Origin of the sequence: Streptomyces sp. NPDC018026 (genome assembly GCF_044327745.1) — a bacterium.
Taxonomy (GTDB): Bacteria; Actinomycetota; Actinomycetes; order Streptomycetales; family Streptomycetaceae; genus Streptomyces; species Streptomyces rubrogriseus.
Genome location: NZ_JBIRFY010000005.1, coordinates 147,894 through 173,092, shown reverse-complemented (window position 1 = coordinate 173,092; position 25,199 = coordinate 147,894). Strand labels below are relative to the sequence as shown.

Below are 25,199 nucleotides of genomic sequence, written 5' to 3'. Positions count from 1 at the left end.
GAACACGGGGCGGCACGGCACCACGGGGCGGCACGGGACCACAGGGCGCCACCGGAGAAGCAATATACAGGTGAAGCTGTACAGCTCATCCTGTGGACATTAGCCTGGAGGCATGAGCGAGAACGAGAGCCCCTCCCCCTCGGCGGTCCAGGCGTCGCGGGAGGTCCGCGCCGTCATCAGCCGGCTGCGCCGGCGCATCCTCAAGGCCTCCGAGGTCGAGGACCTCACTCTGGGCCAGGCCTCGGTGCTGGCCCGGCTGTCCGACCGGGGCCGCGTCACGGCCAGTGAACTCGCCGCGACCGAAGGGGTCAGGCACCAGTCGATGACGGCGACGGTCGCGGCGCTCGCCTCCATGGGGCTGGTGGAGCGGCACCCCGACCCGCACGACGGACGGCGCCTGCTGATCACGCTCACCGCGGAGGGCGTCCGCCGCGTGGCGGAGGGCCGGCAGGCCCGGACCGAATGGCTCGCCGGGCGGCTGCAGGAGCGCTGCACCGAGGAGGAACGCCGGACCGTGATCGCGGCGATGGCGGTGCTGGGGCGACTGACCCGTGACTGACGCGAAGGCGGGCCCGGCCCTCGGCACGGACAAGCCCGGCTTCGACCGCGGACTGCTGCCGCCGATGCTGCTGGGTTCGGTGCTCAACCCGGTCAACTCGACGATCATCGCGGTCGCCCTCGTCCCGATCGGCAGGGCGCTCGGCGCACCGGCCTCGCAGACCGCCTGGCTCGTCTCCGCCCTCTACCTGGCCACGGCGCTCGGGCAGCCGGTCGTCGGCCGGCTCGTCGACCTCTTCGGGCCGCGCCGGCTCTTCCTGCTCAGCACCGGTCTGGTCGGCGTCGCCGGTGTCGTGGGCGCCCTGACGCCCAGCCTGGGTGTGCTGATCGGCGCGCGGGTCCTGCTCGGGTTCGGCACCTGCGCCGGATACCCCGCGGCCATGGCGCTGGTGCGCAGCGAGGCCGAGCGCACCGGACGGGACAGCCCCGGCGGGGTGCTGACCGCGCTGGCGGTCGCCAACCAGACCGTCGCCGTCGTCGGGCCGCTGCTGGGCGGGCTGCTGATCGCGGTGGGCGGCTGGCGTGCCACGTTCGCGCTGAACGTGCCGCTGGCCCTCGCGGCCGTGCTGCTGGGGCTGCTGCGACTGCCCAAGGCGGAGCCCGCGGAGGACCCCTCGGGCGGATCCACGAGCGGATCCACGGGCGGATCCACACCGCGCGCGAGCCTGGCCGCCCGGCTCGATCTGCCCGGCATGGGGCTGTTCGCCGCGATGCTCGTCTCGCTGCTGCTCTTCCTGATGAACCTGCACCTGCGCGACTGGTACCTGCTCGCGCTCGCCGCCGCCGCGGGAGCGGCCTTCGCCGCACGGGAACTGCGGGCCGCCACGCCCTTCATCGACCTGCGGGTACTCGGCGGCAACCCCCCGCTGCTCGCCACCTACGGGCGGGCGCTCGTCGCCTACGTCGTCTCGTACTCCTTCCTCTACGGCTTCACGCAGTGGACCGAGGAGGGTTTCGGGCTGACCCCCTTCCACGCCGGTCTGGCCCAGATCCCCATGTTCCTGCTGGCGACAGGCGTCTCCGTCGTGTCGGGGCGCAGCACGAGCGTGCGGGGGAAACTGCTGCTCGGCGCGGTCGGACAGATCGCCGCGTGCCTGGTGATCCTCACGCTGGGCGGGGACAGCCCGCTGTGGACGCTGCTGCTGGTCGCGCTGGTCTTCGGCGTCCCGCAGGGACTGAACAGCCTGGCCCTGCAGAACTCCGTCTACTTCCAGGCCGATCCGGAGCGCACCGCCTCCTCCGCCGGTCTGCTGCGCACCTTCGCCTACGTCGGCTCGATGGTCGCCTCCTCCGCGGCCGCCGCCGCGTTCGGGCAACGGGCCGACACCGGCGGCCTGCACCGGCTCGCCTGGGTGATGCTCGGCGCCGCGGTGCTCTACCTGCTGCTCACCGTCTTCGACCGCACGCTCGGCCGGGCGCCGGGAACGGGCACGCGGGCACCGGACTGAGCAACCCCCGCGGGGGCAGGCCCGAGGGACCGCGGGCCCAAGAACTGTTTCCCGCAAGTCCATTGACCACAACGGCGTTTCTGCCTAACGTCCCGGTCAAGCTCGATTGAATCCTTTCAGTGCCCTGGCCCCACGCTCGGGCGGCCCCCACGCGACTTCCGCGCACCCGCAAGACCGCCATGGCTGAACGCACCCTGGTGAACGGTCTTCGGTCGCCGCATGTCGACTCATCGAAAGAAGCACATGCACCGAACCCCCGCACGCCGTGCCTCCGTACTCGTCGCCGCCGTGTCCTCCCTCAGTCTCCTCACCGCCGGGTGCGGCGACGGCGACGGCTCCGCGGACGACGGCACGGCGACGAACGCCAAGAACGCCGAGGCCTCCCCCAACGCGCCCACCAAGACGGGGCTGACCGTCGGCTTCCTTCCCAAGCAGGTGAACACCCCCTACTTCTCGGTCGCCGACCGGGGCGGGGAGCGCGCCGTCGAGTCACTGGGCTCGGCCTTCAAGGAGGTGGGCACGGACCAGGGCGCCGACGCCGCCGGGCAGGTGGCGCACATCAACGACCTCACCGAGCAGAAGGCCGACGCGATCGCCGTCTCGGCGCTGGACCCCGACGCGCTGTGCGACGCCCTCAAGAAGGCCATGGCGGAGGGCGTCAAGGTCGTCACGTACGACTCCGACACGAAACCCGAGTGCCGCTACGCCTTCGTCTCCCCCGCGAGCGCCGAGGACATCGCCGTACGGCAGCTGGAACTGCTCGGCGAACAGATCGGCTACAAGGGCGACATCGCGATCCTGTCCGCCGCGCAGACGGCGACCAACCAGAACGCCTGGATCAGCAGCATCAAGAGGGAGCTGGAGGATCCGCGGTACAAGGAGATGCGGCTGGTGGACGTCGTCCACGGCGACGACGAGGCCGAGAAGTCGTACCGGAAGGCCGAGGAACTGCTCCAGGAGCACGGGAAGCTGAAGGGGATCATCTCCCCCACCACCAACGGGATCAAGGCGGCCGCGAAGTACCTGTCCCAGTCGGAGTACAAGGGCGAGGTGAAGCTCACCGGACTCGGCGCCCCCAACGACATGCGTCCCTACATCAAGGACGGCACGGTGGAGGCGTTCCTGCTGTGGGACCCGGCCAAGCTCGGCGAGCTGGCCGGTCACGCCGCGGTGGCCCTCGCCTCCGGGCAGATCACGGGCCGGGAGGGACAGATGTTCCTGGCCGGGGACATGGGCTGGTTCCAGCTCACCGGGAACGGGGTCATCACCCTCGGCGATCCGACGGTCTTCGACGCCGGGAACATCGACGACTACGACTTCTGACGCCCACGCGCGCACTTGCCCGGACGGGTGCCGTCCGGGTGGGTGCCGCCGACGGAGGGGCGGCGGGGCGGCGGGCGCCCGGCACCGCGCTCACCGGCCGGCTCCTCCGGGCGGACCCGGAGTCCCGGAGCCGCCGGCGTTCAGGTGCTGCAACGCCTCGACCAGCTCGTGGCAGGCGCGCTCCACCGACCGTCTGGTGTTGAGCTGTTCGCTGATCACCGCCGAGAGCAGGAGCGCGGTCAGTCCCAGGGTGCCGTTGAAGGCCTGGAGCTTCATCATCGTCTCGATGTCGGTCAGCTTCCCGAAGGAGCCGGCCTCCTGCCGGGCCACGACGGTGGCCGTCACCGACACGAACAGGGCGCACGGGATGCCGCCCGCCAGCTGGAAGCGCAGCGCCGACCAGATCAGGATCGGGTAGGCGAGGAACAGCACGCTGACCGAGCTGTACATGATCAGCGGCACCAGGACGCACACGACCACGGTGAGCCCGGCGGCCTCGGTCCAGCGCGCGGACGGGGGCGGCAGGCGGGCGCGGTACAGCAGGAGCAGCAGCGGGGTGACGAGGACGACGCCCATGGCATCACCGACCCACCAGGCCAGCCAGACGAGGTCGAGGTGGTCGGTGGGGAGTTTGCCCGACAGCAGGAGCATGCCGATGCCCGTTCCCGAGCTGATCAGCATCGCGGTCAGCGCCCCAAGGAAGACGAGGGCCAGTCCGTCGCGCAGCCGGCTCAGGCTCACCCGGAACCCCACCGCGCGCAGCATCAGCCAGGCGCAGACGGGGGCGGCGGTGTTGCCCGCCACGATGCCCGCGGTCTCCGGCCCGGGGGCTCCCAGGGAGACGATGACCAGCAGCGCGCCGAGGGCGATGCCCGGCACGCACCACGGACCGAACAGGAGCAGGCAGGCCACCGCGAGGCCGGTGGGCGGCCAGATGGGCGTGACGATCGAACCGTCCGCGGTCAGCTGCTGCGACAGCCCCAGCCGCCCCGCCGCGTAGTAGCAGCCGGCGAGCAGCAGCGTCGCGCAGGCGAGGACGACCGGTCGAGGCCACGCACGGATACCCACCACAGCAGCCATCAGACACCGGTGCCGCCGGGTCGGCGAGGCGAGAGGCGCTCCGTGGCGCCCTACGGCGTAACGCCGCGCGCAACGCCACGCCCGTCGTGGCCGACGACGAGCACGGCCGCGTCGTCCTCGTGACCGATCAGCTCGGCGTTCTTCAGCACGGCGGCCGCCAGCGCGTGCGCGTCCATGCCGACGACGGCGGCGAGGCTCGCCAGTCGCACCACCCGTTCCAGGCCCTCGTCGACGTTCAGCGAGGGTCCCTCCACCACGCCGTCCGTGACCAGGACGAACACTCCGCCGGTGGCGAGCCGGTACCGGGTCACCGGGTACTCGGTGCCCTCCAGGACGCCCAGCGGGGGGCCGCCCTCGTCCCGGCAGACCTCCGCCCTGCCGTCCGCCGTGGCCCGCACGCAGGGGATGTGGCCGGCCCGGGCGCTCTCCAGGAGGCCGGTCGCCGGGTCGTAGCGCATGAAGGTGCAGGTGGCGAACAGGTCCTTGTTCAGGGACAGGACCAGTTCGTTCGTGCAGGCCAGCAGGTCGCCGGGTTCGCTGGTCACGGAGGCCAGCGCCCGCAGCCCGACCCGGACCTGACCCATGAAGGCGGCCGCGTCGATGGCGTGGCCCTGGACGTCGCCGACGGAGAGGCCGATGCGGCCGTCGGGGAGGGTGAAGGCGTCGTACCAGTCGCCGCCCACGTTGAGCCCGGCGTACGCGGGCGCGTAGCACGCGGCCAGGTGGATGCCGGGGACGGCGGGCAGGTCCGCGGGAAGCATGTCGCGCTGCAGGGCGATCGCCAGCTCGACCTGCGAGCGCCGCAGCTCGGCGAGCTCCTTCGCCCGTGTGGTCAGCGAGGCCAGCCGGGCGAGCAGCTCTTCACCGTCAGGTGCGGGACGCTTGCGGAACATCGACCACTCCCGGCCAGGCCGCCTCTCCCGGCGGGAGCCTCACGGGCCCCCTGGACAGTGCAAGTCTGTCACCGGGGACGGAAAAGGTCATGCCGGGGCCGGCCGGGGGCGGTGGCGGGCGGTCGGCGGCGGCACTCCGCAAGCGTGCGGCGTCGGTGTGCGCCCCGCCACGCCGGGGACGGCGGCGCGTTCCGTACCCTTGCCGCATGCGCATGCGCCCCACTCTGAGCTGGACCCCGGGAGCGGACCTGCCGCCGGGCACCGCCGACCTGGCACCCGTCGCCGACGCGCTGCGGGCCGGCGGGGTGCTGGTGCTCAGCGGGGCGGGCATCTCCACGGAGTCGGGCATCCCCGACTACCGGGGCGAGGGCGGCAGCCTGAGCCGGCACACGCCGATGACCTACCAGGACTTCACCGCCCACCCCGAGGCCCGCCGCCGGTACTGGGCGCGCAGCCACCTCGGCTGGCGCACCTTCGGCCGGGCCCGGCCCAACGCGGGACACCGGTCGGTGGCGGCGTTCGGGCGGCACGGCCTGCTCACCGGCGTGATCACCCAGAACGTCGACGGTCTGCACCAGGCCGCGGGCAGCGAAGGCGTCGTGGAACTGCACGGCAGCCTGGACCGGGTCGTCTGCCTGTCGTGCGGCGTCTTCAGCCCGCGCCGTGAACTCGCCCGGCGCCTGGAGGAGGCCAACGCGGGCTTCTCGCCGGTGGCCGCCGGAATCAACCCGGACGGCGACGCCGACCTCACCGACGAGCAGGTCGGGGACTTCCGGGTGCTGCCGTGCACGGTGTGCGGCGGCATCCTCAAACCGGACGTGGTGTTCTTCGGCGAGAACGTACCGCCGCGCCGCGTCGAACACTGCCGCGAGCTGGTGCGCGCGGCGTCCTCACTGCTGGTCCTCGGCTCCTCGCTGACGGTGATGTCGGGGCTGCGCTTCGTCCGCCAGGCGGCCGAGGCGGGCAAGCCGGTCCTGATCGTCAACCGCGACGCCACGCGCGGCGACCGGCTGGCCGCCACCAGGATCGCGCTCCCGCTGGGACCGGCCCTGACCACCGTGACGGACCGGCTCGGCCTCCGCGTGAAGGACGCGGCGGAGGACTCTGCGGAGGACTCTGCGGAGGACTCGATGGAGGACTCGGCGACGGCCTGACCAGGCAGCCCGCGTCCCGCACGGGACCGGAAATCTCCCCGCGCCACCCCCTTGACCGTGGTCCCGCCACTCCATACAGTCCTCGCACCTCACGAGGTACATCGATTAACCAATCGTTAACCGCTCGGCTGGAGACCACCCCTGTGCGCTCATCGCTGACACGGCGCGAACTGCTCGCCGCCGGTTCCGGTCTGGCCGCGGCCGCTGCCCTGCCCGCTCTGTCCGGCTGCTCGTCGCTGGCGTCGGCGGACTCCGACCCGGACACCCTCGTCGTCCACACCCAGCTCGGCACCACCGCGCCGGGCTCCCCCACGTATCTCGCGGCCGTGGACCGCTTCCGCGAGGAGAACCCGGGGGTGAAGGTCAAGAACCTGGTCAACGGCGACGACCTCGCCCAGGTCTACGAGACCTCACGGCTGGCCCGCAAGGAGGCCGACGTCGTGATGGTCAACCTGTACGACAAGACGCTGGCCTGGACGGATGTCGGCGCGACCGTCGACGTCAAGCCCTATCTCGACGACTGGGGGCTGCGCGGGCGCGTCCTGCCCGCCGCGCTGGCCGACTGGACGGACGACGAGGGCCGGGTCCGGGCCTTTCCCTACTTCGCCACGAACTGGCCCGTCGCCTACAACCGCGCCCTGCTCGACCGGGCCGGCATCGACGCGATCCCCACCACGGGGGACCAGCTGATCGCCGCGGCCCGCAAGCTGCGCGCCAAGGGCATCGCCCCGGTGACCGTGGGCGGCAACGACTGGACCGGCCAGAAGCTGCTGGCGCAGATCATCCAGACGTTCCTGTCCCAGGACGAGGCTCGGCACGTCTACTCCACGGGTGACTTCGGCGGTCGCGGCGCCCGCCTGGGCATCGAGTACTTCGCGCACCTGCGCGACGCCGGTGCGTTCGCGGACAAGGCCCAGGGCCTCACCTCCGACTCGATGACCACGCAGTTCAACACCGAGGAGGCGGCCGTCCAGTCGGCGATGTCCTCCGCCCTGGCCAAGGTGCCCGAGAAGGTGGCCGGGCACACGGAGGTCGGCGGCTGGCCGCTGGCCGACGGGGCGGCGCACGACGGTCCCACCGTCATCCGCGCCTACACCCTCATCGGCTTCTGGATCAGCCCCAACGGCGTCCGCAAGATCGAGCAGGTCGAGAAGTTCCTGCGGTTCATGTACCGCGAGGACGTCGTGGCGCGGTTCGTGACGGAGAGCGGCCGGGACATGGCCCTGCGCACGGACGCCGTCTCCACCGGCTTCCCGCTGGTCGGGGCGGCCCAGCGGCTGGGCTCCGGGGTGAGCCAGGTGCTGCTGCCCGACGTGTACGTGCCGCCCGCCGCCGCGCAGCCGCTGATCACCGCGACCAGCACCTCCTTCACCCGCGGTACCAGCCCGGCCCGGGTGCGCGCCGCCCTCGAGTCCGCGTACCGGTCCGCATGACCCGCCCGGACACCGACGGCTTTGCCGCCCGGTTCTCCCCCGTCCCCCTCACCCTCCCTCTCCACCTCCCCCGTTCCACCCGTTCCCCGGGAGTCACCGCATGACGACGCTCACGACGACGCCGGACGGGAGCGCGGCCCGCAGGTCCGCCCCGCCGCCCTCCCCCGCCCCGGCCGCGGGCCGGCGCCGGCAGGGCGGCACCGTCCTCGCGGTGCCCGCGCTGGTCTGGTACCTGGTCTTCATGGTCGGGCCGCTGCTCGCCATCTTCGTGATCGCGGCCCTGCACTGGCCGGGCATGCTCCAGCCGGTGTCCTTCGCCGGTCTCGACAACGCCCGGGTGGTGCTGGACGACCCGGTGTTCTGGGACGCGGTCCGCAACACCGCCGTACAACTGGCCGTCGCCGTCCCGGTGATGATCGTCTGCGCGTTCATGCTGGGGTACTACGTGGCCCAGCGCCCGCCCGGTCACCGGGTCGTCCGGTACCTGCTCTTCATCCCGGGGCTGATCTCGACGCCCGCGAAGGCGATGGTGTTCTACGCGGCGCTGTCGCCGGACGGCCTGCTCAACGGCGGGCTGGAGAGCGTCGGTCTCGGCTCCCTCGCCGACGCCTGGCTGGCCTCGCCGTCGACGGCCCTGGCGTGTCTGATCGCCCTGGACATCTGGGCGGGCATCGGCTTCACCGCCGTACTGTTCGCCGCCCGGCTGGGCAGCGTGCCGGACGAGCTCGGGGAGGCCGCGCAGCTCGACGGGGCGGGGCACTGGCGGACGATGTGGTCGGTCCACTTCCCCGTCATCCGCGACTACGTGGGCGTGGTGACGATGCTGCAGTTCCTGTGGACGCTGTTCGGCTCCGCGCAGCACGTGCTGCTGCTCACCCAGGGCGGCCCCGGCACCTCGTCCACCACGCTGTCGTTCCTCGTCTACCAGAAGGCGTTCATCGCCGCCGACCTCGGCTACAGCCAGACCGTCGGCGTCCTCCTCTTCCTCGCCGGACTCGTCGGGCTGCTGACGATCCGCCGTGTCTTCCGCCAGAACTACTGATCGGAGCAGCACTGATGAAGCTCGGCAAGCGCTGGCTCCCGGCCCACATCCTGGTGTGGACGTACGCGGTGCTGCTCGTCGTCCCGCTGTACTACTTCCTCGCCTCGGCGTTCAAGTCGAACGACGAGATCTTCGCGCACCCCTTCGCCCCGCCGTCCTCCCTGGGGCTCGGCAACTTCCGGACCGCGTTCGAGAGCGCCGACCTCGGGCTCGCGGTCGTCAACTCGGCGCTGGTGACGGTCTTCTCGCTGGCGCTGACCCTGCTGCTGGCGATCCCGGCCTCGTTCGCGCTGGCGCGTTCGACCGGGCGGCTGGCGGGCGTGGTCGAGAAGGTCTTCTCGCTGGGCTTCCTGATCCCGACGTTCGCGGCGCTCTTCCCCACCTTCCTGCTCGCGGCGGCCACCGGGCTGTTCCACACCCGGATCTTCATGGTGCTGTTCCTGCCCGCGACGGCACTGCCGCTGTCGGTGGTGATCCTGGTGCAGTTCATGCGCACCATCCCGCCGGAGATGGAGGAGGCCGCCCGGCTGGACGGGGCGTCCACCTTCGCGGTGCTGCGGCACGTGTACACGCCCATGTGCCTGCCGGGCATCGCCACCGTGCTGCTGCTGAACTTCCTGACCTTCTGGAACGAGTACCTGTACTCGCTGGTCATCATCGGCCCGGACCCGGCGCAGCGCACGGTCCAGGTGGCCCTGCCCACGCTGAAGTCGATCACCGGCACGGACTACGGCGTGCTGACGGCGGGCACGGTGCTGACCCTGGTGCCGGTGTGGCTCGTCTACACCCTGCTGCAGAAGCGCATGCAGCAGGCCCTGGTCAGCGGGGCGGTGAAGATGTGAGCGTCTCCACCGAGCGGGCCGGACGCCGGCCCACGATCAAGGCGGTCGCGGCGGCGGCCGGGGTGTCGACGGCCGCCGTGTCGCAGGCCTTCAACAACAAGGGCCGGCTCTCCGAGGCGACCCGCCGCCGGATCCTGGACGCCGCGCTGGAGCTGGGCTGGTCGCCCAGCGCCTCCGCCGCGGCGCTGCGCAACGCGCGCACCCGCAGCCTCGCCCTGGTGGTGCGGCGCCCCACGGACGTGCTGGGTTCCGACCCGCACTTCAGTGAGCTGATCACCGGCATAGAGGGCGAACTGGCGCCGCGCGGCTACGGCCTGCTGCTGCACCTGGTCAGCGGTCACCGGGAGGAGAACGCGCTGTACGAGCGGCTCGCGGCCGAGGGCCGGGTGGACGGCGCCGTACTCACCGACGCCCGCGACGACGACGCCCGGCCCGCGCTGCTCGCCCGCCTGGGACTGCCCGCGGTGCTGCTCGGATCGCCCGACGACACGGCCGTCGTCCCGCGGGTCGGCCTGCGCGAGCAGGGCGCGGGGATCGCGGAGGCCGTCGCGCACCTGCTGGACCTCGGCCACCGGCGCGTCGCCTACGTGAGCGGGCCGCCCGAACTCCAGCACACCCGTGTGCGCCGGGCCGCCTTCGAGGACGCCCTGCGCGAGGCGGGCCTGCGCCCGTTCGCGGTGCTGCCCACCGACTTCAGCGAGCGGCGCGCCGTCGGCGCCACCGAGGCGCTGCTCGACTCCGCCGACCGGCCCACCGCGATCGTGTACGCCAACGACTCGATGGCGGTCTGCGGCATCGGCACCGCGCAGCGCGCCGGACTGGCCGTTCCCCGGGACGTGTCCGTCGTCGGCTACGACAACCTGCCGCTCGGTTCCTGGCTCCACCCCCGGCTGACCACCGTCGACCAGCAGGTGCAGCGGGTGGGCGCGGCGGCCGCGCGCATGCTGCTCGTCCTGTGCGGCGAGGAGGTCGAGGACACCGCCCTCGCCGAACGGCCGCGCCTGGTCGTCCGCGAGTCCACGGGGCCCGCCCCCACCTGACCACCGTCCGGCCGCGGCAGGCCGCGGCCACGCACCATCCGCACCCCCACCACCCGAGAAGGACCATGCGACGCCACAGCGCCCAGCTCATCCACCAGCCCGACGTCCTGCCCTGGCTCGGCGCCAACTTCTGGTCCCGCACCGGCGGCCCGCTGATGTGGCGCGACTACGATCCGAAGACCGTCCGCGAGGAACTGCGCGTGCTCGCCGGCCACGGCCTCAACACGACCCGGTCCTTCTTCTACTGGCCGGACTTCCACCCGGAGCCCGACCGGATCGACGACGAACTGTGCGCGCGCTTCGAGGACTTCCTGGACGCTCATGTGGAGGCTGGCATGGGGACGATACCGACGTTCATCGTCGGCCACATGTCCGGCGAGAACTGGGACCCCGCCTGGCGCGGCAACCGCGACCTTTACGAGGACGTGTGGATGGTGGGCCGCCAGGCGTGGTTCGTCTCCCGCATGGCCCGGCGCTTCAAGGACCACCGGGCGGTCACCGGCTGGCTGATCACCAACGAGATGCCCGGGTACGGGCGGATCTACCAGGTCGACCCGCCCGCCACCGACGTGGTGACCGCGTGGGCCCAGGCCATGTGCAACGCGGTCCGGGCGACCGGCGCGACGCAGCCGGTGTCGCTGGGCGACGGGGCGTGGGGCATCGAGGTGACCGGCCGTGACAACGGCTTCTCGCTGCGGGAGACGGCCGAGTACGTCGACTTCGTGGGCCCGCACGTGTACCGCTCGGACACCGACCGGCCGCGGCAGCACTACCGGGCCGCCTTCGAGTGCGAGCTGGCCTCGGTGACCGGACAGCCGGTCGTGCTGGAGGAGTTCGGGCTGTCCACCGACACGGTCTCGGCCGCCAACGCGGGGATCTTCTACCGGCAGACCCTGCACAACTCGCTGCTGGGCGGGGCGACCGGCTGGCTCGCCTGGAACAACACCGACTACGACGACCTGTGGGACCGGTCCCCCTACGACCACCATCCCTTCGAGATGCACTTCGGCATCACCGACTCCACCGGGGCGCCCAAGGAGCCCCTGCGGGAACTGGCCGCCTTCGCGGGGGTGCTGAAGGCGGTGGACTTCCCGCGCTGCTCCCGGACCGACGCGGACGCCGCCCTCGTCGTGCCCGCCTTCCTCGAACGGGGCTATCCCTACAGCCGTCCCGCCGACCGGCCGCTCATCTTCACGTCCCTGCACCAGGGTTACGTCACCGCGCGCGCCGCCGACCTGCCGGTGGCGCTCACCCGCGAGGCGGACGGGATGCCGGGCGAGGCGTCGCTCTACCTGCTGCCCGCCACCCGGCAGCTCACCACCCGCACCCGCAGGGAGCTGGCCCGCCGCGCCGCCGAGGGCGCCACCGTGTACCTGTCGTTCTGCTCCGGCGAGCACCCTGCCACCCGTGGTCCCTGGTTCGACGACCTCGACGGGCTCTTCGGCGTGGAGCTGCAGTTGTCCTACGGCGTCGCCGAGCCGATCGAGGACGACGTGCTGGAGATGACGTTCACCGAGGACTTCGGCGGCCTGCGGGCCGGCGAGGTGCTGCGTTTCCCGGTGGCGGGGAACGAGGACAGCCGCGCCTATCTGCCCGTCGTACCGCGTGCGGGCCGGGTCGTCGCGGTGGACGCCCACGGGCGGCCGGCCCTGATCGTGCACGAGACGGGGGTGGGCCGGACGGTGCTGTCCACCTATCCGCTGGAGCACATGGCGGCCCGCACGGCGCGCGTCAACCCCGATGTCACGCAGCGTCTCTACGGCGCGCTGGCACAGGTGGCGGGGGTGCGGCGGCCCGTCACGGTCGCCGACCCGCACGTGTCGGCGGACGTCCTGGTCCACGCCGACGGCCGCCGTTTCGTGTGGCTGGTCAGCCAGAGTCCCGACCCGCTGGTGGTCCGTCCGGCCGCCGAGGGGAGGCTGCACGGCCTGGCCGACGGCGCCCCGGTGGAGGACGTGGCGCTCGACGCGTACGGCGTGGCCGTGCTGGAGCTGCGATGAGCCTCCCCCGCTACCGCGACCCGGCTGCACCAATGCCGGACCGGGTCCGTGACCTGCTGGGCCGCATGACCCTCGCGGAGAAGGTCGGTCAGGTGAACCAGCGCATGTACGGCTGGGACGCCTACGAGCGTGCCGGGGAGGGGCACCGTCTCACCGGCGCCTTCCGTGCCGAGGTCGCCGCCTTCGACGGCATGGGCGCACTGTACGGGTTGCAGCGGGCCGACGCCTGGTCCGGTGTCGGCTTCGCGGACGGCCTCGACGCGGCGGACGGGGCGCGGACCGCGGCAGCCGTGCAGCGGTACGTCATGGACCACACCCGGCTGGGCATCCCCGTCCTGCTGGTGGAGGAGATGCCGCACGGCCACCAGGCGCTGGACGGCACGGTGCTCCCGGTCAATCTCGCGGCCGGCGCCACCTGGGATCCGGACCTGTACGCCGACGCGGTGGCCGGGGCCGCCGCCGAACTGCGGGCGCGCGGCGCGCACGTCGCGCTGGTCTCCGCGCTCGACCTGGTGCGCGACCCGCGCTGGGGGCGCAGCGAGGAGTGCTTCACGGAGGACCCGTACCTCGCCGCGCGGATGACCGAGGCGCTGGTCGAGGGTGCGCGGCGGGCGGGGGTGGCGGTGGTCCTCAAGCACTTCGCCGGGCAGGGCGCCACGGTCGGCGGCCGCAACAGTGCGGCGACGGAGCTGGGGCCGCGCGAACTGCACGAGGTGCACCTGGCGGCGGCCCGGGTCGGGGTGGCCGCCGGTGCGGCCGGGGTGATGGCCGCCTACAACGAGTTCGACGGCCTGCCCTGCGTCGCGAACCGGTACCTGCTGACCGAACTGCTCCGTGCGGAGTGGGGTTTCGAGGGCGTCGTCATGGCGGACGGCACCGCGGTGGACCGCCTGGTGCGGCTGACCGGCGATCCGGTTCCGGCCGGGGCGCTGGCCCTCGACGCCGGGTGCGACCTGGGCCTGTGGGACGACTCGTTCGGGCGGCTGGGCGAGGCGGTGGAACGCGGTCTGGTGTCCGAGTCGGCGCTGGACGCCGCGGTGGCGCGGGTCCTCGGGCTGAAGTTCCGCCTCGGCCTGTTCGAACAGCCGCTGCCTCCGGCCCGGTCCGAGGCCGCGGACCTGCCCGACCCGGCCGAGCTGGGCGAGCGGGTCGCCCGTGCGTCGGTCACGCTGCTCGCCCACGAGGGCGGCGTCCTCCCCCTGTCCCGTGCGGTGCGGCGGATCGCCGTGCTGGGTCCCAACGCCGACTCCGTGGCGCAGCAGATCGGCGACTACACGGCGCCGCAGCGGCCCGGTGGCGGGATCACCGTGCTGGCGGGCATCCGCGCGGCGGTCGGGCCGGGCACCGAGGTGGTGCACGGCCGGGGGTGCGCCTTGGTGGGTGACGACGTGTCGGACGTCCCGGCGGCCGTCGCGCTGGCGGCCGGTTCCGACGTGGCCGTGCTGGTGCTGGGGGGCTCCAGTGCCCGCTCCCCGGACACGGTCTTCGACGTGAACGGGGCGGCCGTCACCGGCACCGGGACGCCGTCCGGCATGACGTGCGGCGAGGGGGTGGACCTGGCGGACCTGTCGCTGCCGCCGGGGCAACGGGCCCTGCTGGCGGCGGTGTCGGCGACCGGGACCCCGGTCGTGGTGGTGCTGGTCCAGGGCCGGCCGCACGCCCTGCCCGAGCTGGACGCGCCCGCGGTGGCGGTGCTGAGCGCCTGGTATCCCGGTCCGCGGGGCGGGCGTGCGGTGGCCGAGGTGCTCTTCGGCGACGCGGAACCCCGCGGGCGGCTGCCGGTGTCCGTGCCCCGGTCGACCGCCCAACTGCCCGTCTACTACAACGGGAAGGACCACCGCTACCGCGGATACGTCGACCAGGGTGCCGGGCCGCTGCATGCCTTCGGGCACGGTCTGTCGTACACCAGCGTCGCGTACGGGGCACCGCGTCTGTCGCACGACCGGGTCGGCACCCGCGCGCCTCGCCTGACCTGCCGGGTCACGGTCCGCAACACGGGGTCCCGGCCCGCCGAGGAGACGGTCCAGCTCTACGTGCGCCGCCTGTCCGGGGGTTCGTCCTGGCCGCGCGTGCGCGAGCTGCGGGGCTTCGTCCGCCTGAGCCTCGCGCCCGGCGCGCAGGCCGACGCGGTCTTCGAGGTGGGCCCGGACACGCTGGCCTCGGTGGGGCGCGACCTGCGCCCGGTGGTGGAGCCGGGGTCGGTCGAGCTGGCGACGGGCCCGGCGTCCGACCGGACCCGCGGCGCACGGCTGGAGATCACGGACTCGGAATCGACGGCAACTTAGGCTAGCCTTCCCTTCATGGCGAAGGTTCGGCGGCTCACGCCCCAGCATCCGGAGATGTTCCGCGCCCGCGTGGTGCGGACCCGGCGGGTCTCCCCGTCCATGCAGCGCGTCACGGTCACCGGGCCGGGGCTCGGCGGCTTTCCGTGGCTGGGGTACGACCACTGGTTCCGCCTGTTCCTCCAGCTCCCCCACCAACGCGACCTGCGCCTGCCGGAGTTCACGGGCTCGCAGTGGTGGCAGCCCTACCTCGCCATCCCGGAGGACGAGCGGCCGCACTGCGCCAACTACTCCGTGGCCGACTACCGCCGTACCGCGGCCGAGCTGGACATCGACTTCGTCGTCCACCGCGGCCCCACCGGCGAGGTCGAGGGCAGGGCCGCGATCTGGGCCTGCGCCGCCCGGCCCGGGGACGCGCTCGCCCTGCTCGACCAGGGCATCCTCTTCGACTGCCCGCACGACGCCTCCGAGGTCACCGTGGTGGCCGACGAGACCGGGCTGCCCGCCACGGCGAGCATCATGCGTTCGCTCCCCGAGGGCACCGTGGGACGGCTCATCCAGGAGATCCCCACCGACGCCGACCGCCGCGAGCTGAACGCCCCGGCCGGGATGACGGTCTCCTGGGTCGTGCGGCGGGACGACACCTCGGTCCCCGGTGCCGCCGCGCTCCGCGAGCTGCGCCGGCTGGGCCGCGCCGACGCGTCGGGGTACGCCTTCGTCGTCGGCGAGTCGACCCTGGCCACCGAGGGACGCAGGCACCTGCACCGGCTGGGGCTGCCGAAGGAGCGCATCACCTTCTCGGGCTTCTGGAAGCACGAGGCGATGGCGGCGGCCTGACGCGCGGGCCCGCTCCCCCTACGCCTGGGGCCCCTTGGCGCGCTGGTAGTGCCGCCGGGCCTTCATCCGGTTCCCGCACTCGGCCATGGAGCACCACCGGGCGCTGTTGGGCTTGCTCCGGTCCAGCAGGAAGCGCCGGCACTCCGGGTTGCCGCACGACTTGAGCCGTCCCGGCCTGGCCTCCTCGACGTGCGCCCAGGTCAGCACCAGCTCGACGGCCAGGCGGTGCGCGTCGGGGACCTGAAGCACCCATCGCAGCCCGCCGTCCTCGATGACCGGCAGCTTACTGACCCCCTGGAGGAACCCGCCCAGGCAGGCGGGGTCCCGCCACCCCCGGACGACGTCCTGGAGAGCGTCGCGCACGGCGACCAGCAGGGCGACCTCCTCGTCCGACCCGGTGCCCCCGTGGCCGCGCGCCCAGGCGCGGCCTTCGGCGGGCGCACCGAGAGCGTCGGTCGCCGAGCCCCGCACGACGGGAGTCGTGTTGAGCAGCTCCAGGAGGACGTCCTCCGCGGCCCTGTCGGTCACCGCTCTCACCCCTAACCGTTTCATCGACATTGGCAGGTTACAGCAACTCTACCTAACCACTTAAGTCCGCTTGACAGGTTAACCCCGGCGTGCTGGACTCTACCTAACCACTAAACGTGACCAAAGGGGTTTGCCATGAGCGTCGCCGTGCACCACAGGACCGCCACCGTCGACGGCCTGGACGTCTTCTACCGGGAGGCCGGTGACCCGCAGGCACCGGCCGTCGTGCTGCTGCACGGCTTCCCGACCAGCAGCCACATGTTCCGCGATCTGATCCCGAAGCTCGCGGACACCTACCACGTGATCGCACCCGACATGATCGGCTTCGGATACTCGGCGATGCCCGCGGCCGACGCGTTCGACTACAGCTTCGACTCCCTCACGGACGTGACCGTCGGCCTGCTGGACCAGCTCGGGGTGGAGCGCTTCGCGGTGTACGTGCAGGACTACGGGGCGCCGGTGGCGTGGCGGATCGCCACCCGGACCCCGCACCGCATCACCGCGATCGTCACCCAGAACGGCAACGGCTACACCGACGGCTTCGTCAAGGGCTTCTGGGACGGGCTGTTCGCCTACACCGACGACCCGACCCCCGAGACCGAGGCTCCCGCCCGGGCGGCGCTGGGCCCCGAGATGATCCGCTGGCAGTACCTGAACGGGGTCCGCGACCGGAGCCTCGTCAGCCCCGACACCTGGTCCCTGGACCTGGCCCTGCTGGACCGGCCCGGCAACGACGCCGTCCAGCTCACGCTGTTCCGCGACTATCCGACCAACGTCGACCTCTACCCCCGGCTCCAGCAGTACTTCCGCGACACCCGGGTGCCGCTGCTGGCCGTGTGGGGAGCGAACGACGAGATCTTCGGCCCCGACGGCGCCCGCGCCTTCCTGCGCGACCTGCCCGACGCCGAGATCCACCTGCTCGACACCGGGCACTTCGCCCTGGAGACCCACCTGGAGGAGATCACCGGCCACATGCGGGACTTCCTCGCCCGGGTCAAGAAGTAGGCGGGGCGGGCGGCAAGCGGTCCGCGCTCCGCGCCGGTCAGGATCCGGCCGGCCGGCCCAGGACGTACGGCGCGAGGATGTCGGCCACCGTCCGGTTGCGCGGTACGGGCACGTCCAGCCGGTCGGCGAGGTCCACCACTCCCCCGCTGAGCCAGGGCAGTTCGAGGCGGTTGCCCTTGTCCAGGTCGTTGTGCATGGAGGAGGTCATGGCCGCGGGAAGGGTGTCGCAGAAGTCGAACCGGTCCTGGGCGAAGCCGCTGTCCAGCCGCACTCCGGACGCCTGTGCCACCGCCACCGTCTCGGCCATGACCTCGTACAGGAGGCGCCTGCTCCGCTCGTTGGCGCGAACGACTCCTATGGGCTGTCGGACGGTCGCCGTGGTGGCCGACAGACCCACCAGGAACACGAACTTCTCCCAGATCGCCCGCTCGATGTCGTCGCTGCCCTCGGCGTCGATCCCGGCGTCACGGAACGCGGCCAGCACGGCCCGGCCGGTCGCCGCCGAGCCGGACCGGTACGGGCCGAGCACGACCTTCTGCAAGGGGCTGTTGTGCCGGACCACTCCGGGTTCCTCGATGAACGCGGAGATGAAGCAGACCCCGCCCAGGACCTGTTCGTCCGTCAGCCGGCCGCGCAGGACGTCGTCCTTGTGGACGCCGTTCTGCAGGGACAGCACCGGCGCCCCGTGCGCCGCCGAGGTCCGCAGCTCCTCTGCCACGGCCTCGGTGTCCCACAGCTTCACGGCGACGAGGACCAGGTCTGTGGGGCCCAGCTCCGAGATGCTCGCCACGACGGAGTCGGGCGAGGTGCGCAGCTCCCCCAGGGGGCTGTGGACGACCAGTCCGGACCGGCGGATGGCCTCCAGGTGCCCGCCGCGGGCCACGAAGGTGACCTCGTTCCCCGCCGCGGCCAACCGCGCCCCGAAGTAGCCTCCGACGCCGCCCGCCCCGATCACCGCGATACGCATGACTCCGCCCCCGCTCCCTTGGTAACCATCTGAACGGTTACTATAGAACCATGGACGCCGTGCCGCACGAGCCGCCCCGCACCAGGGTCACCGCCCAGCTGCGGGCCCTGCGCTTCGACGCCGGGGCGCTGTGCCTGAACCTGGTGGCCACCGTGGGGCGCAGGCCCGGGGTTCCCGTCGAGCGGATGGGCGACGCCGGACGCCTCGAAGCCTGGTGCCGGGGCGTGGGGGTGACGCTGGAGGACGGCCACGACCCCCAGGACGTCCTGCGGTCGCTGCACGCACTGCGCGCGGCCGCCCACGACATCGCCTCCGGCGCCCTGGACGCGCACCGGCCACGGCAGGAGTCGGTGGACCTGGTCAATCTCCTCGCGCGGACCGAACCTGCGGCCCCCCGACTGGAGTTGACGGCCGATGGCGCGTGGGTGGCCAAGGGGCGCCGGCCACTGAGCAAGGAGGCCCTGCTGTCGCTGGTCGCCCGGGACCTGATCGATCTCATGACCGACGAGGCACGCCGGTCCCGGCTGACCGCCTGCGCCTCCGAGGTGTGCCGGATGCTCTGCCTCGACTCCGGTGGCGGCCGGCCGCGCAAGTGGTGCTCCATGCGGCGCTGCGGCAACCGGGCCAAGGCGGCAGGGCGACGACTGCGGGAATCGGCGCCCTGAGGGACGCCCGAGGGCCTGACGCCACCGGGCGGGGCACCCGCTCACCGACCGCGGGCCAGCAGCAGGGTGACGTCGTCGGGCGGCGGTGTGGCGGGCAGGGTGCCGATCACCGCCGTACCCAGGTCCTCCAGGGTGGCCGCGCCGCGGGTCAGGGCGCGCCCCACGCGTCGCAGCCCGACCTCGATGTCCTGGTCGCGCTCCTCGACGAGCCCGTCGGTGAACAGGGCCAGCAGGCTGCCCGCGGGCAGCTCCAGCTCCGCGGTGGGGAAGGGCAGCAGGCCGACCCCGAGCGGCAGGCCGTGCGGAAGATCGGGGAACGAGTAGTCGCCGCCCCGGTGCACGACCGCGGGCGGCGGATGCCCGGCCAGGGCCAACGCGCAGGTCCGGGTCGCGGGGTCGTAGACCGCGTAGACACAGGTGGCGCTCATGGTCGCGACCTCGCTGCCGCCCTCCTCCTCGTCCTCGGTCAGCCGGATGAAGGTCCGGTCCAGCCTGCTCAGCACCTCGCCGGGCGGCAGGTCGAGGTCGGCGAGCGTGCGGATGGCCATGCCCAGGCGCCCCATGGTGGCCGCGGCGTTCACGCCGTGTCCGACCACGTCGCCCACCACCAGGGCGAGCCGGCCGCCCGGCAGCCCGATGACGTCGAACCAGTCGCCGCCGACGCCTTCCTCCGCGTCCGCCGGGAGATAGCGGGCGGCCACCTCCATGGCCGTTCCGCCGTGCACCCGGCGCGGCAGCAGGCTGCGTTGGAGGGCGAGGGCGGTGTTGTGCTCCCGGGTGTAGCGGCGGGCGTTGTCCAGGCTCAGCGCGGCCCGGGCCACCAACTCCTCCGCCAGCACCCGGTCGTTGTCGTCGAACGGTGTCGGATTCGAGGCGCGGACGAAGACCGCGACGCCCAGCAGGACGCCCCGGGCGTGGATCGGCAGGATCAGCAGCGAGTGCATGCCGAACTCGCGGATCTTCGCGGCCCTCGCCGGGTCGTCGGCCAGCCAGGCCTCGTGGGAGGGGTCGAGCACGGGTTGCAGCAGCGGGCGCCCCGAGGACAGCACCTGCATGAACGGCGAGGTCTCGGGGACGTAGACGACCTCGCCGTTCAGCCACAGGGACTCCGGGGAGCCGGGGTGGACCGAGGCCCTGCCCGCGCGCCGGAACTTGGGGACGCGCCCCTGGGAGCGGCCCAGCCGGTCGAGCGGCTCCTCACCGAGGCGCACCGCCTCCGTCAGGTCCACGGTGACGTAGTCGGCGATCAACGGCACGGTGAAGTCGGCCAGTTCCTGTGCCGTGCGCATGACGTCCAGGGTGGTGCCGACCCGGGTGCCGGCCTCGCTGACCACGGCCAGCCGGTCGCCGGCCCACCGCCGGTCGGTGACGACCAGCATCAGCATGCACACACCGAGGACGTGGCCGCCGTCGTCGTGCAGGCGCACGAAGGAGGCCGAGAAGGCGCGGTCGCGGCGACCGCCCGGCTCCGTCGGAACCCGGTACTCACGGCCGGTGACACACCGTCCAGTGGTCAGCACCCGCCGTACGAGCGCCTCCAGTTCGTCGGTGTCCCCGGTCAGCGACTCCCGCGGGCGGCGGCCCAGCCGCCGCCCACGGGCGATTCCGTCGTAGCGTTCGAGGGCGTCGTTGGCCCAGACGCACCGCAGGTCGGTGTCCCACACGGCGAGTCCGACGACCGAGTCCGTCAGCAGGGCGCGCAGAGCCGCACCGGCCCCGCCCTCCGGGATCCCGCTCACGACCGCACCGGTGCTACGACTTCACGAAGGCCAGGAGATCGGGGTTGAGGACTTCCGGATGGGTCGAGAGCATGCCGTGCGGAAACCCCTCGTACGACTTCAGGGTGCCGTTCGCCAGGAGTTCGACCGACTTCGGAGCCGCGTCCGCGTAGGGCACGACCTGGTCGTCGGTTCCGTGCGCGACGAGGACGGGGACGTCGATCCGCTTGAGGTCGTCGGTGAAGTCCGTCTCCGAGAACGCCGCGATGCATTCGTAGTGTGCGTTGGCCGCGCCCGTCATCCCCTGGAGCCACCAGCGGTCGATCAGCCCCTGGGAGACCGTCGCGCCCTCCCGGTTGAAGCCGTAGAAGGGACCGGACGGCACGTCGATGTAGAACTGCGCGCGATTGGCGGCGAGGGCCGCGCGGAACTCGTCGAAGACCTCGAGCGGCAGGCCCTCGGGGTTGCTGTCGGACTTCACCATCACCGGCGGGACGGCGCTGACGAGTACGGCCTTGGCGACCCGGCCCGGCTCGGCGCGCGCCACGTAGCGCGCGACCTCGCCGCCGCCGGTGGAGTGCCCGATGTGCACCGCGCCCCGCAGGTCGAGGGCCTCGGTCAGGGCCGCGACGTCGGCGGCGTAGGTGTCCATGTCGTGGCCCGTCGAGGGCTGGTCCGAGCGACCGTGGCCACGGCGGTCGTGGGCGATCACGCGATAGCCGTGCGAGAGGAAGAACAGCATCTGGGTGTCCCAGTCGTCGGCGCTGAGCGGCCAGCCGTGGTGGAAGACGATCGGCAGACCCTCGCGCGGGCCCCAGTCCTTGTAGAAGATGTTCGTGCCGTCGGAGGTCGTGACCGTGCCCATGACTGATCCTTCCACGTAGTTGATCCGCGCCAGCCACCTTACGCCGATAACCGGCATACCTCATTTTTCACTCATAATGACCAGATCATGGCGAAGCGGATGGTGGAGGAAGCAATGACGGCGGGACCGCACAGGGTGGTCGTCCTCGTGTTCGACGGCATGAAGCTGCTCGACCTGTCCGGTCCGGCGGAGGTCTTCAGCGAGGCCAACCGGTTCGGCGCCGACTACCGGCTGAGCATCGTCTCGGCGGACGGGTCGCCGGTGCGCTCGTCCATCGGCATGCGGGTGCCGGCGGACACGGACGCGCGGGCCACCGCCGCCCACGACACGCTGGTCGTCGTCGGCGGCGACGCGTTGCCCGACTCCCCCGTGGACCCCGTGCTCGGGGCGGCCGCGAAGGCACTGGCGGAACGGGCTGGGCGCATCGCCTCGGTGTGCACCGGCGCCTTCGTGCTCGGCGCCGCGGGCCTGCTGGAGGGCCGCCGGGCGACGACGCACTGGCAGCACACCGCGACGCTGGCCCGCCGGTTTCCGTCGACGCGGGTCGAGGCCGACGCGCTGTTCGTGCGGGACGGCAGCACGTACACGTCAGCCGGGGTGACCGCGGGCATCGACCTCGCCCTCGCCCTGCTGGAGGAGGACCACGGCCCCGGCCTGGCCCGCCGGGTCGCCCGCTCGCTGGTGGTGTACATGCAACGGGCCGGCGGCCAGTCGCAGTTCTCCGCCTCGCTCCAGGGTCCGGCTCCCCGCACGCCGGTGCTGCGGCTGGTCCAGGAGGCGGTGCAGGGCGATCCGACGGCGGACCACGGCCTGGAGGCGCTGGCGGCCCGGGTGCGGGTCAGCCCGCGGCATCTGACGCGCATGTTCCGGGCCGAGCTGGACACGACGCCGATGAAGTACGTGGAGCTGATCCGCTTCGACATGGCCAAGGCCCTGCTCGACGCCGGGCACAACGCCACCGAGGCCGCCACCCGATCGGGCTTCCCGAGCTACGAGAGTCTGCGGCGGGCCTTCGCCCGGCACCTGGGGCTGTCCCCCATCCGGTACCAGCAGCGCTTCGCCACCACCTCCCGGAAGGCGTGACGCGCGGGAGTCATGACCGGTTCCGAGGGGTTCGTGGCCATCGGACAGCGGACGCGGTCCGGCCGCCCGGCGCAGGGTGGAACCGACACGACAGGCATCGTCCCGGGAGGACCACCATGACGGAGACCATCGCCGGAATCGACATCCCCGACAGCTCACTGGCGCGGGAGGCGACCGAACTCGTCCGTGACACCACACCGCCGCTGATCTTCGACCACTCGCGGCGCGTCTACCTGTTCGGCAGTCTCCAGGCCGCCGCCCTGGGCCTGCGGCCGGATCCGGAGCTGCTGTACGTCGCCGCTCTCTTCCACGACACCGGCCTGGTGCCGCCCTACCGCGGTGACGACCAGCGCTTCGAGATGGACGGCGCGGACCAGGCGCGGGCCTTCCTGCTGGCCCACGGCGTGCCGGAGGCCGACGCGGACACCGTGTGGACGGCCGTCGCGCTGCACACCACCCCGGAGGTCCCCTACAAGCTGGCGCCGGAGATCGCGGCGACCACCGCCGGCGTCGAGACGGACGTGCTCGGTCTGAACCTGGCCCGCATCACCCGGGCGGAGATCGACGCGGTCACCGCCGCCCACCCCCGCCCGGACTTCAAGAAGCAGATCCTCCAGGCGTTCGCCGACGGCTTCGGGCACCGTCCGCAGACCACCTTCGGCACGGTGAACGCGGACGTCCTGGCGCACTTCCTGCCGGGCTTCCGGCGCACGGACTTCGTCGAGGTGATCGAGAACTCCGCCTGGCCGGAGTGACTCCGGGCGGTGTCCCTACGGCCTCGGGTTCCTGCGCGGGGAGAGGGTGGCGTTGGGGAGCACGGGCGCCGGGAGGCGGTCGCCGGGGTAGCCCTCGACCCGGCCGAAGCGCTCCGCCGCGTTCTCCCAGTCCGTCCGGGCCGCCACGATCTCGTCGTGGGTGCGTCCGACGAAGTTCCACCACATGACGATCTCCTCCGGGAATGGCGGACCGCCCAGCACCACCAGCCGGGCGGGGCCGGATGCCGCGTTCCTCAGCGCGAGGGTCCTTCGTCCTGGTGCGGCGTACGCCAGTTCGGCGGGGCGCACGACCGTGCCGTCCAGGCGTACGTCGCCGCTGTCGACGAGGACGCCGTGCTCGAAGCCGGGGTCGACGTCGAGGGTCACGGTGGCGCCCGGGGCCAGGGTCACCTCGGCGCCGAGCAGGGGCGTGAAGGTGCCGACCGGTGAGGTGTCCCCCGCGAGCGAGCCGAGGAAGACGCGCGCCTCGCCGCCGTCCAGGGCCACCGGGGCGGGGACGTGGTGCTGGAAGGCGGGGGCGGTGTCGCGGTGCTCCGAGGGCAGCGCCACCCAGAGCTGGACGCCGTGCAGGACCTCGGTGTCCGGCGTGGACACCTCGGAGTGGCTGATGCCGTGACCGCCCGTCATGAGGTTCACCTCGCCCGGCCTGACGAGCGCGTGGCTGCCCACGCTGTCCCGGTGCTCGATCTCCCCGCTGAACAGCCAGCTGACCGTCTGGAGGCCGATGTGCGGGTGGGGGGCCACGTCCATGCCGCCGGACCGCGAGACCTCGTCGGGACCGTAGTGGTCGGCGAAGCACCAGGCTCCGATCAGCGTCCGGGCCCGCTGCGGGAGGGTGCGGCGCACCGTCATCGCGCGCGGTCCGCCGAGCGGGACGTCCCGCGCCGTCAGGATCTCCACGCCTGCGGCGGGCGCCCTTTCCTCCCCTGCCCCGCACCTGACTTCGGCGGGGTGCGTCTCCGTGTTGCTCACCGCTCGGTCCTCCCACTCGCCCCTGAAAGTTTCAGTTTCAACTTCTATGGTTCGATGATAGGACGTGAGAAACCGTATCGCGCGACGGAGGGCACCCGACATGACACAGACGCCTGTACGCACCGACGCAGGCGGCCCCGGAGCCACCGGCGAACGACGTGTGTTCGTCGACAAGCAGAGCCCGGAGGCCTACGCGGCACTGCGTGGCACGGCGGAGGCGGTCCGGGGCGTCGCCGAGGCGGCCGGGCTCGACCGGATCCTGGTGGAACTGGTCAACATCCGCGTCTCCCAGCTCAACGCCTGTGCCTACTGCCTCAACGCGCACACCAGGGCCGCGCTGCGCGGCGGCGAGACCACCCAGCGGCTCGGGGTGCTGGCGGCCTGGCGCGACACCGAGCTGTTCTCGCCCAGGGAACGCGCCGCGCTGGCCCTCGCGGAGGCCACCACGCATCCCGCCGACGCGGGGGCGCAGAGCACCGCGTACGCCGAGGCGCGGGGTGTCCTGTCGGACGACGAGATCTCCGCCGTGATCTGGGTGGCGATCAGCATCAACGCCTTCAACCGCGTCTCCGTCCTGAGCAAGCATCCGGTGCGCGGCGCCCCGCGCGCCTGACGATAAGCGAGCCGCGACGGGGCTGCGCGGGGGGCGGCGACATTCGTACAAGACCCGTGACCGGCACGGGGCGCA

General features: G+C 72.6%; 23 protein-coding genes. 16 read left to right on the top strand and 7 right to left on the bottom strand.

Annotation, left to right across the window (positions count from 1 at the left end; translation table 11 throughout):
- The first annotated feature begins 112 nt into the window (after positions 1 to 112).
- The 3 genes from ACH4D3_RS17995 (at position 113) to rhaS (ending at position 3,329) form a co-directional block, all read left to right on the top strand.
- Complete coding sequence (locus ACH4D3_RS17995) at positions 113 to 559, top strand: MarR family winged helix-turn-helix transcriptional regulator (RefSeq protein ID WP_398323074.1); 447 nt, start codon at positions 113 to 115, stop codon at positions 557 to 559.
- Entirely contained in the window at positions 552 to 2,006 is a 1,455-nt protein-coding gene (locus tag ACH4D3_RS17990; RefSeq protein WP_398323072.1) for an MFS transporter, read from the top strand. The genes ACH4D3_RS17995 and ACH4D3_RS17990 overlap by 8 nt, the downstream gene beginning before the upstream one ends.
- Before the next feature lie 243 nt (positions 2,007 to 2,249).
- Positions 2,250 to 3,329 (top strand): rhamnose ABC transporter substrate-binding protein, encoded by a 1,080-nt coding sequence (rhaS, locus tag ACH4D3_RS17985; RefSeq protein ID WP_398323070.1) that lies wholly within the window; start codon positions 2,250 to 2,252, stop codon positions 3,327 to 3,329.
- A 90-nt stretch (positions 3,330 to 3,419) separates the two neighbouring features.
- Here rhaS and ACH4D3_RS17980 read toward each other — a convergent pair whose 3' ends face one another.
- Complete coding sequence (locus ACH4D3_RS17980; RefSeq protein ID WP_398323068.1) at positions 3,420 to 4,409, bottom strand: MASE1 domain-containing protein; 990 nt, start codon at positions 4,407 to 4,409, stop codon at positions 3,420 to 3,422.
- A gap of 50 nt (positions 4,410 to 4,459) precedes the next feature.
- Complete coding sequence (locus ACH4D3_RS17975; protein WP_398323066.1) at positions 4,460 to 5,302, bottom strand: PP2C family protein-serine/threonine phosphatase; 843 nt, start codon at positions 5,300 to 5,302, stop codon at positions 4,460 to 4,462.
- 206 nt (positions 5,303 to 5,508) lie between these two features.
- Between ACH4D3_RS17975 and ACH4D3_RS17970 the strand changes: the two genes are divergently transcribed.
- The 8 genes from ACH4D3_RS17970 (at position 5,509) to ACH4D3_RS17935 (ending at position 15,932) form a co-directional block, all read left to right on the top strand.
- Positions 5,509 to 6,456 (top strand): NAD-dependent protein deacetylase, encoded by a 948-nt coding sequence (locus tag ACH4D3_RS17970; protein WP_398323064.1) that lies wholly within the window; start codon positions 5,509 to 5,511, stop codon positions 6,454 to 6,456.
- Between the two features lie 143 nt (positions 6,457 to 6,599).
- Positions 6,600 to 7,889 (top strand): ABC transporter substrate-binding protein, encoded by a 1,290-nt coding sequence (locus ACH4D3_RS17965; RefSeq protein ID WP_398323062.1) that lies wholly within the window; start codon positions 6,600 to 6,602, stop codon positions 7,887 to 7,889.
- A gap of 100 nt (positions 7,890 to 7,989) precedes the next feature.
- Positions 7,990 to 8,931, top strand: a complete 942-nt coding sequence (locus ACH4D3_RS17960; RefSeq protein ID WP_398323060.1) for a carbohydrate ABC transporter permease — start codon at positions 7,990 to 7,992, stop codon at positions 8,929 to 8,931.
- Between the two features lie 14 nt (positions 8,932 to 8,945).
- Complete coding sequence (locus ACH4D3_RS17955; protein WP_003978411.1) at positions 8,946 to 9,773, top strand: carbohydrate ABC transporter permease; 828 nt, start codon at positions 8,946 to 8,948, stop codon at positions 9,771 to 9,773.
- Complete coding sequence (locus tag ACH4D3_RS17950) at positions 9,770 to 10,813, top strand: LacI family DNA-binding transcriptional regulator (protein WP_398323058.1); 1,044 nt, start codon at positions 9,770 to 9,772, stop codon at positions 10,811 to 10,813. Before ACH4D3_RS17955 ends, ACH4D3_RS17950 begins: the two co-directional genes overlap by 4 nt.
- Before the next feature lie 65 nt (positions 10,814 to 10,878).
- Positions 10,879 to 12,813 carry a cellulase family glycosylhydrolase gene (locus ACH4D3_RS17945; protein WP_398323056.1) on the top strand — a complete coding sequence of 645 codons (1,935 nt, stop codon included), beginning with the start codon at positions 10,879 to 10,881 and terminating at the stop codon, positions 12,811 to 12,813.
- A complete protein-coding gene (locus ACH4D3_RS17940; RefSeq protein ID WP_398323054.1) occupies positions 12,810 to 15,098 on the top strand; it encodes a glycoside hydrolase family 3 N-terminal domain-containing protein in 2,289 nt (762 codons plus the stop codon). Before ACH4D3_RS17945 ends, ACH4D3_RS17940 begins: the two co-directional genes overlap by 4 nt.
- A gap of 15 nt (positions 15,099 to 15,113) precedes the next feature.
- Complete coding sequence (locus ACH4D3_RS17935; RefSeq protein ID WP_398323053.1) at positions 15,114 to 15,932, top strand: siderophore-interacting protein; 819 nt, start codon at positions 15,114 to 15,116, stop codon at positions 15,930 to 15,932.
- An 18-nt stretch (positions 15,933 to 15,950) separates the two neighbouring features.
- Here ACH4D3_RS17935 and ACH4D3_RS17930 read toward each other — a convergent pair whose 3' ends face one another.
- Positions 15,951 to 16,460: a CGNR zinc finger domain-containing protein gene (locus ACH4D3_RS17930; RefSeq protein WP_398323051.1), complete on the bottom strand. Its 510-nt coding sequence runs from the start codon at positions 16,458 to 16,460 to the stop codon at positions 15,951 to 15,953.
- A gap of 135 nt (positions 16,461 to 16,595) precedes the next feature.
- Between ACH4D3_RS17930 and ACH4D3_RS17925 the strand changes: the two genes are divergently transcribed.
- Positions 16,596 to 17,465: an alpha/beta fold hydrolase gene (locus ACH4D3_RS17925; protein ID WP_398323049.1), complete on the top strand. Its 870-nt coding sequence runs from the start codon at positions 16,596 to 16,598 to the stop codon at positions 17,463 to 17,465.
- A 37-nt stretch (positions 17,466 to 17,502) separates the two neighbouring features.
- On the opposite strand, the gene ACH4D3_RS17920 is transcribed toward ACH4D3_RS17925, so the two are convergent.
- Positions 17,503 to 18,432, bottom strand: coding sequence for a ketopantoate reductase family protein (locus ACH4D3_RS17920; RefSeq protein ID WP_398323047.1), 930 nt, complete (start codon positions 18,430 to 18,432; stop codon positions 17,503 to 17,505).
- Between the two features lie 50 nt (positions 18,433 to 18,482).
- Between ACH4D3_RS17920 and ACH4D3_RS17915 the strand changes: the two genes are divergently transcribed.
- On the top strand, positions 18,483 to 19,097 hold the full coding sequence (locus tag ACH4D3_RS17915; protein WP_398323045.1) for a CGNR zinc finger domain-containing protein: 615 nt from the start codon (positions 18,483 to 18,485) through the stop codon (positions 19,095 to 19,097).
- A gap of 41 nt (positions 19,098 to 19,138) precedes the next feature.
- Here the strand turns inward: ACH4D3_RS17915 and ACH4D3_RS17910 are convergent, their stop codons facing one another.
- Together ACH4D3_RS17910 and ACH4D3_RS17905 are read right to left on the bottom strand one after the other, a co-directional pair.
- Positions 19,139 to 20,836 (bottom strand): SpoIIE family protein phosphatase, encoded by a 1,698-nt coding sequence (locus ACH4D3_RS17910; protein ID WP_398323043.1) that lies wholly within the window; start codon positions 20,834 to 20,836, stop codon positions 19,139 to 19,141.
- Between the two features lie 13 nt (positions 20,837 to 20,849).
- Positions 20,850 to 21,680 (bottom strand): alpha/beta fold hydrolase, encoded by an 831-nt coding sequence (locus ACH4D3_RS17905; RefSeq protein ID WP_398323041.1) that lies wholly within the window; start codon positions 21,678 to 21,680, stop codon positions 20,850 to 20,852.
- A gap of 99 nt (positions 21,681 to 21,779) precedes the next feature.
- On the opposite strand from ACH4D3_RS17905, the gene ACH4D3_RS17900 reads away from it, so the two are divergent.
- Both ACH4D3_RS17900 and ACH4D3_RS17895 read left to right on the top strand, forming a co-directional pair.
- The gene (locus ACH4D3_RS17900; protein WP_398323603.1) at positions 21,780 to 22,763 is read left to right on the top strand and encodes a GlxA family transcriptional regulator; all 984 of its coding nucleotides are present in this window, start codon (positions 21,780 to 21,782) and stop codon (positions 22,761 to 22,763) included.
- Between the two features lie 116 nt (positions 22,764 to 22,879).
- Positions 22,880 to 23,518, top strand: coding sequence for an HD domain-containing protein (locus ACH4D3_RS17895; RefSeq protein WP_398323039.1), 639 nt, complete (start codon positions 22,880 to 22,882; stop codon positions 23,516 to 23,518).
- Positions 23,519 to 23,533: 15 nt separating this feature from the next.
- Here the strand turns inward: ACH4D3_RS17895 and ACH4D3_RS17890 are convergent, their stop codons facing one another.
- Positions 23,534 to 24,511: a pirin family protein gene (locus ACH4D3_RS17890; protein ID WP_398323037.1), complete on the bottom strand. Its 978-nt coding sequence runs from the start codon at positions 24,509 to 24,511 to the stop codon at positions 23,534 to 23,536.
- 100 nt (positions 24,512 to 24,611) lie between these two features.
- Between ACH4D3_RS17890 and ACH4D3_RS17885 the strand changes: the two genes are divergently transcribed.
- Positions 24,612 to 25,124, top strand: coding sequence for a carboxymuconolactone decarboxylase family protein (locus ACH4D3_RS17885; RefSeq protein WP_398323035.1), 513 nt, complete (start codon positions 24,612 to 24,614; stop codon positions 25,122 to 25,124).
- The last annotated feature ends 75 nt before the right edge of the window (positions 25,125 to 25,199 follow it).

Excerpts from the sequence above, each read along its gene's own strand:
- ACH4D3_RS17885 (WP_398323035.1), top strand. The coding sequence starts at position 24,612 with ATGACACAGACGCCTGTACGCACCGACGCAGGCGGCCCCGGAGCCACC.
- ACH4D3_RS17905 (WP_398323041.1), bottom strand. The coding sequence starts at position 21,680 with ATGGGCACGGTCACGACCTCCGACGGCACGAACATCTTCTACAAGGAC.
- ACH4D3_RS17925 (WP_398323049.1), top strand. The coding sequence starts at position 16,596 with ATGAGCGTCGCCGTGCACCACAGGACCGCCACCGTCGACGGCCTGGAC.
- ACH4D3_RS17915 (WP_398323045.1), top strand. The coding sequence starts at position 18,483 with ATGGACGCCGTGCCGCACGAGCCGCCCCGCACCAGGGTCACCGCCCAG.
- ACH4D3_RS17970 (WP_398323064.1), top strand. The coding sequence starts at position 5,509 with ATGCGCATGCGCCCCACTCTGAGCTGGACCCCGGGAGCGGACCTGCCG.
- rhaS (WP_398323070.1), top strand. The coding sequence starts at position 2,250 with ATGCACCGAACCCCCGCACGCCGTGCCTCCGTACTCGTCGCCGCCGTG.
- ACH4D3_RS17945 (WP_398323056.1), top strand. The coding sequence starts at position 10,879 with ATGCGACGCCACAGCGCCCAGCTCATCCACCAGCCCGACGTCCTGCCC.
- ACH4D3_RS17960 (WP_398323060.1), top strand. The coding sequence starts at position 7,990 with ATGACGACGCTCACGACGACGCCGGACGGGAGCGCGGCCCGCAGGTCC.
- ACH4D3_RS17940 (WP_398323054.1), top strand. The coding sequence starts at position 12,810 with ATGAGCCTCCCCCGCTACCGCGACCCGGCTGCACCAATGCCGGACCGG.
- ACH4D3_RS17995 (WP_398323074.1), top strand. The coding sequence starts at position 113 with ATGAGCGAGAACGAGAGCCCCTCCCCCTCGGCGGTCCAGGCGTCGCGG.
- ACH4D3_RS17975 (WP_398323066.1), bottom strand. The coding sequence starts at position 5,302 with ATGTTCCGCAAGCGTCCCGCACCTGACGGTGAAGAGCTGCTCGCCCGG.
- ACH4D3_RS17955 (WP_003978411.1), top strand. The coding sequence starts at position 8,946 with ATGAAGCTCGGCAAGCGCTGGCTCCCGGCCCACATCCTGGTGTGGACG.
- ACH4D3_RS17935 (WP_398323053.1), top strand. The coding sequence starts at position 15,114 with ATGGCGAAGGTTCGGCGGCTCACGCCCCAGCATCCGGAGATGTTCCGC.
- ACH4D3_RS17920 (WP_398323047.1), bottom strand. The coding sequence starts at position 18,432 with ATGCGTATCGCGGTGATCGGGGCGGGCGGCGTCGGAGGCTACTTCGGG.
- ACH4D3_RS17895 (WP_398323039.1), top strand. The coding sequence starts at position 22,880 with ATGACGGAGACCATCGCCGGAATCGACATCCCCGACAGCTCACTGGCG.
- ACH4D3_RS17900 (WP_398323603.1), top strand. The coding sequence starts at position 21,780 with ATGGTGGAGGAAGCAATGACGGCGGGACCGCACAGGGTGGTCGTCCTC.
- ACH4D3_RS17980 (WP_398323068.1), bottom strand. The coding sequence starts at position 4,409 with ATGGCTGCTGTGGTGGGTATCCGTGCGTGGCCTCGACCGGTCGTCCTC.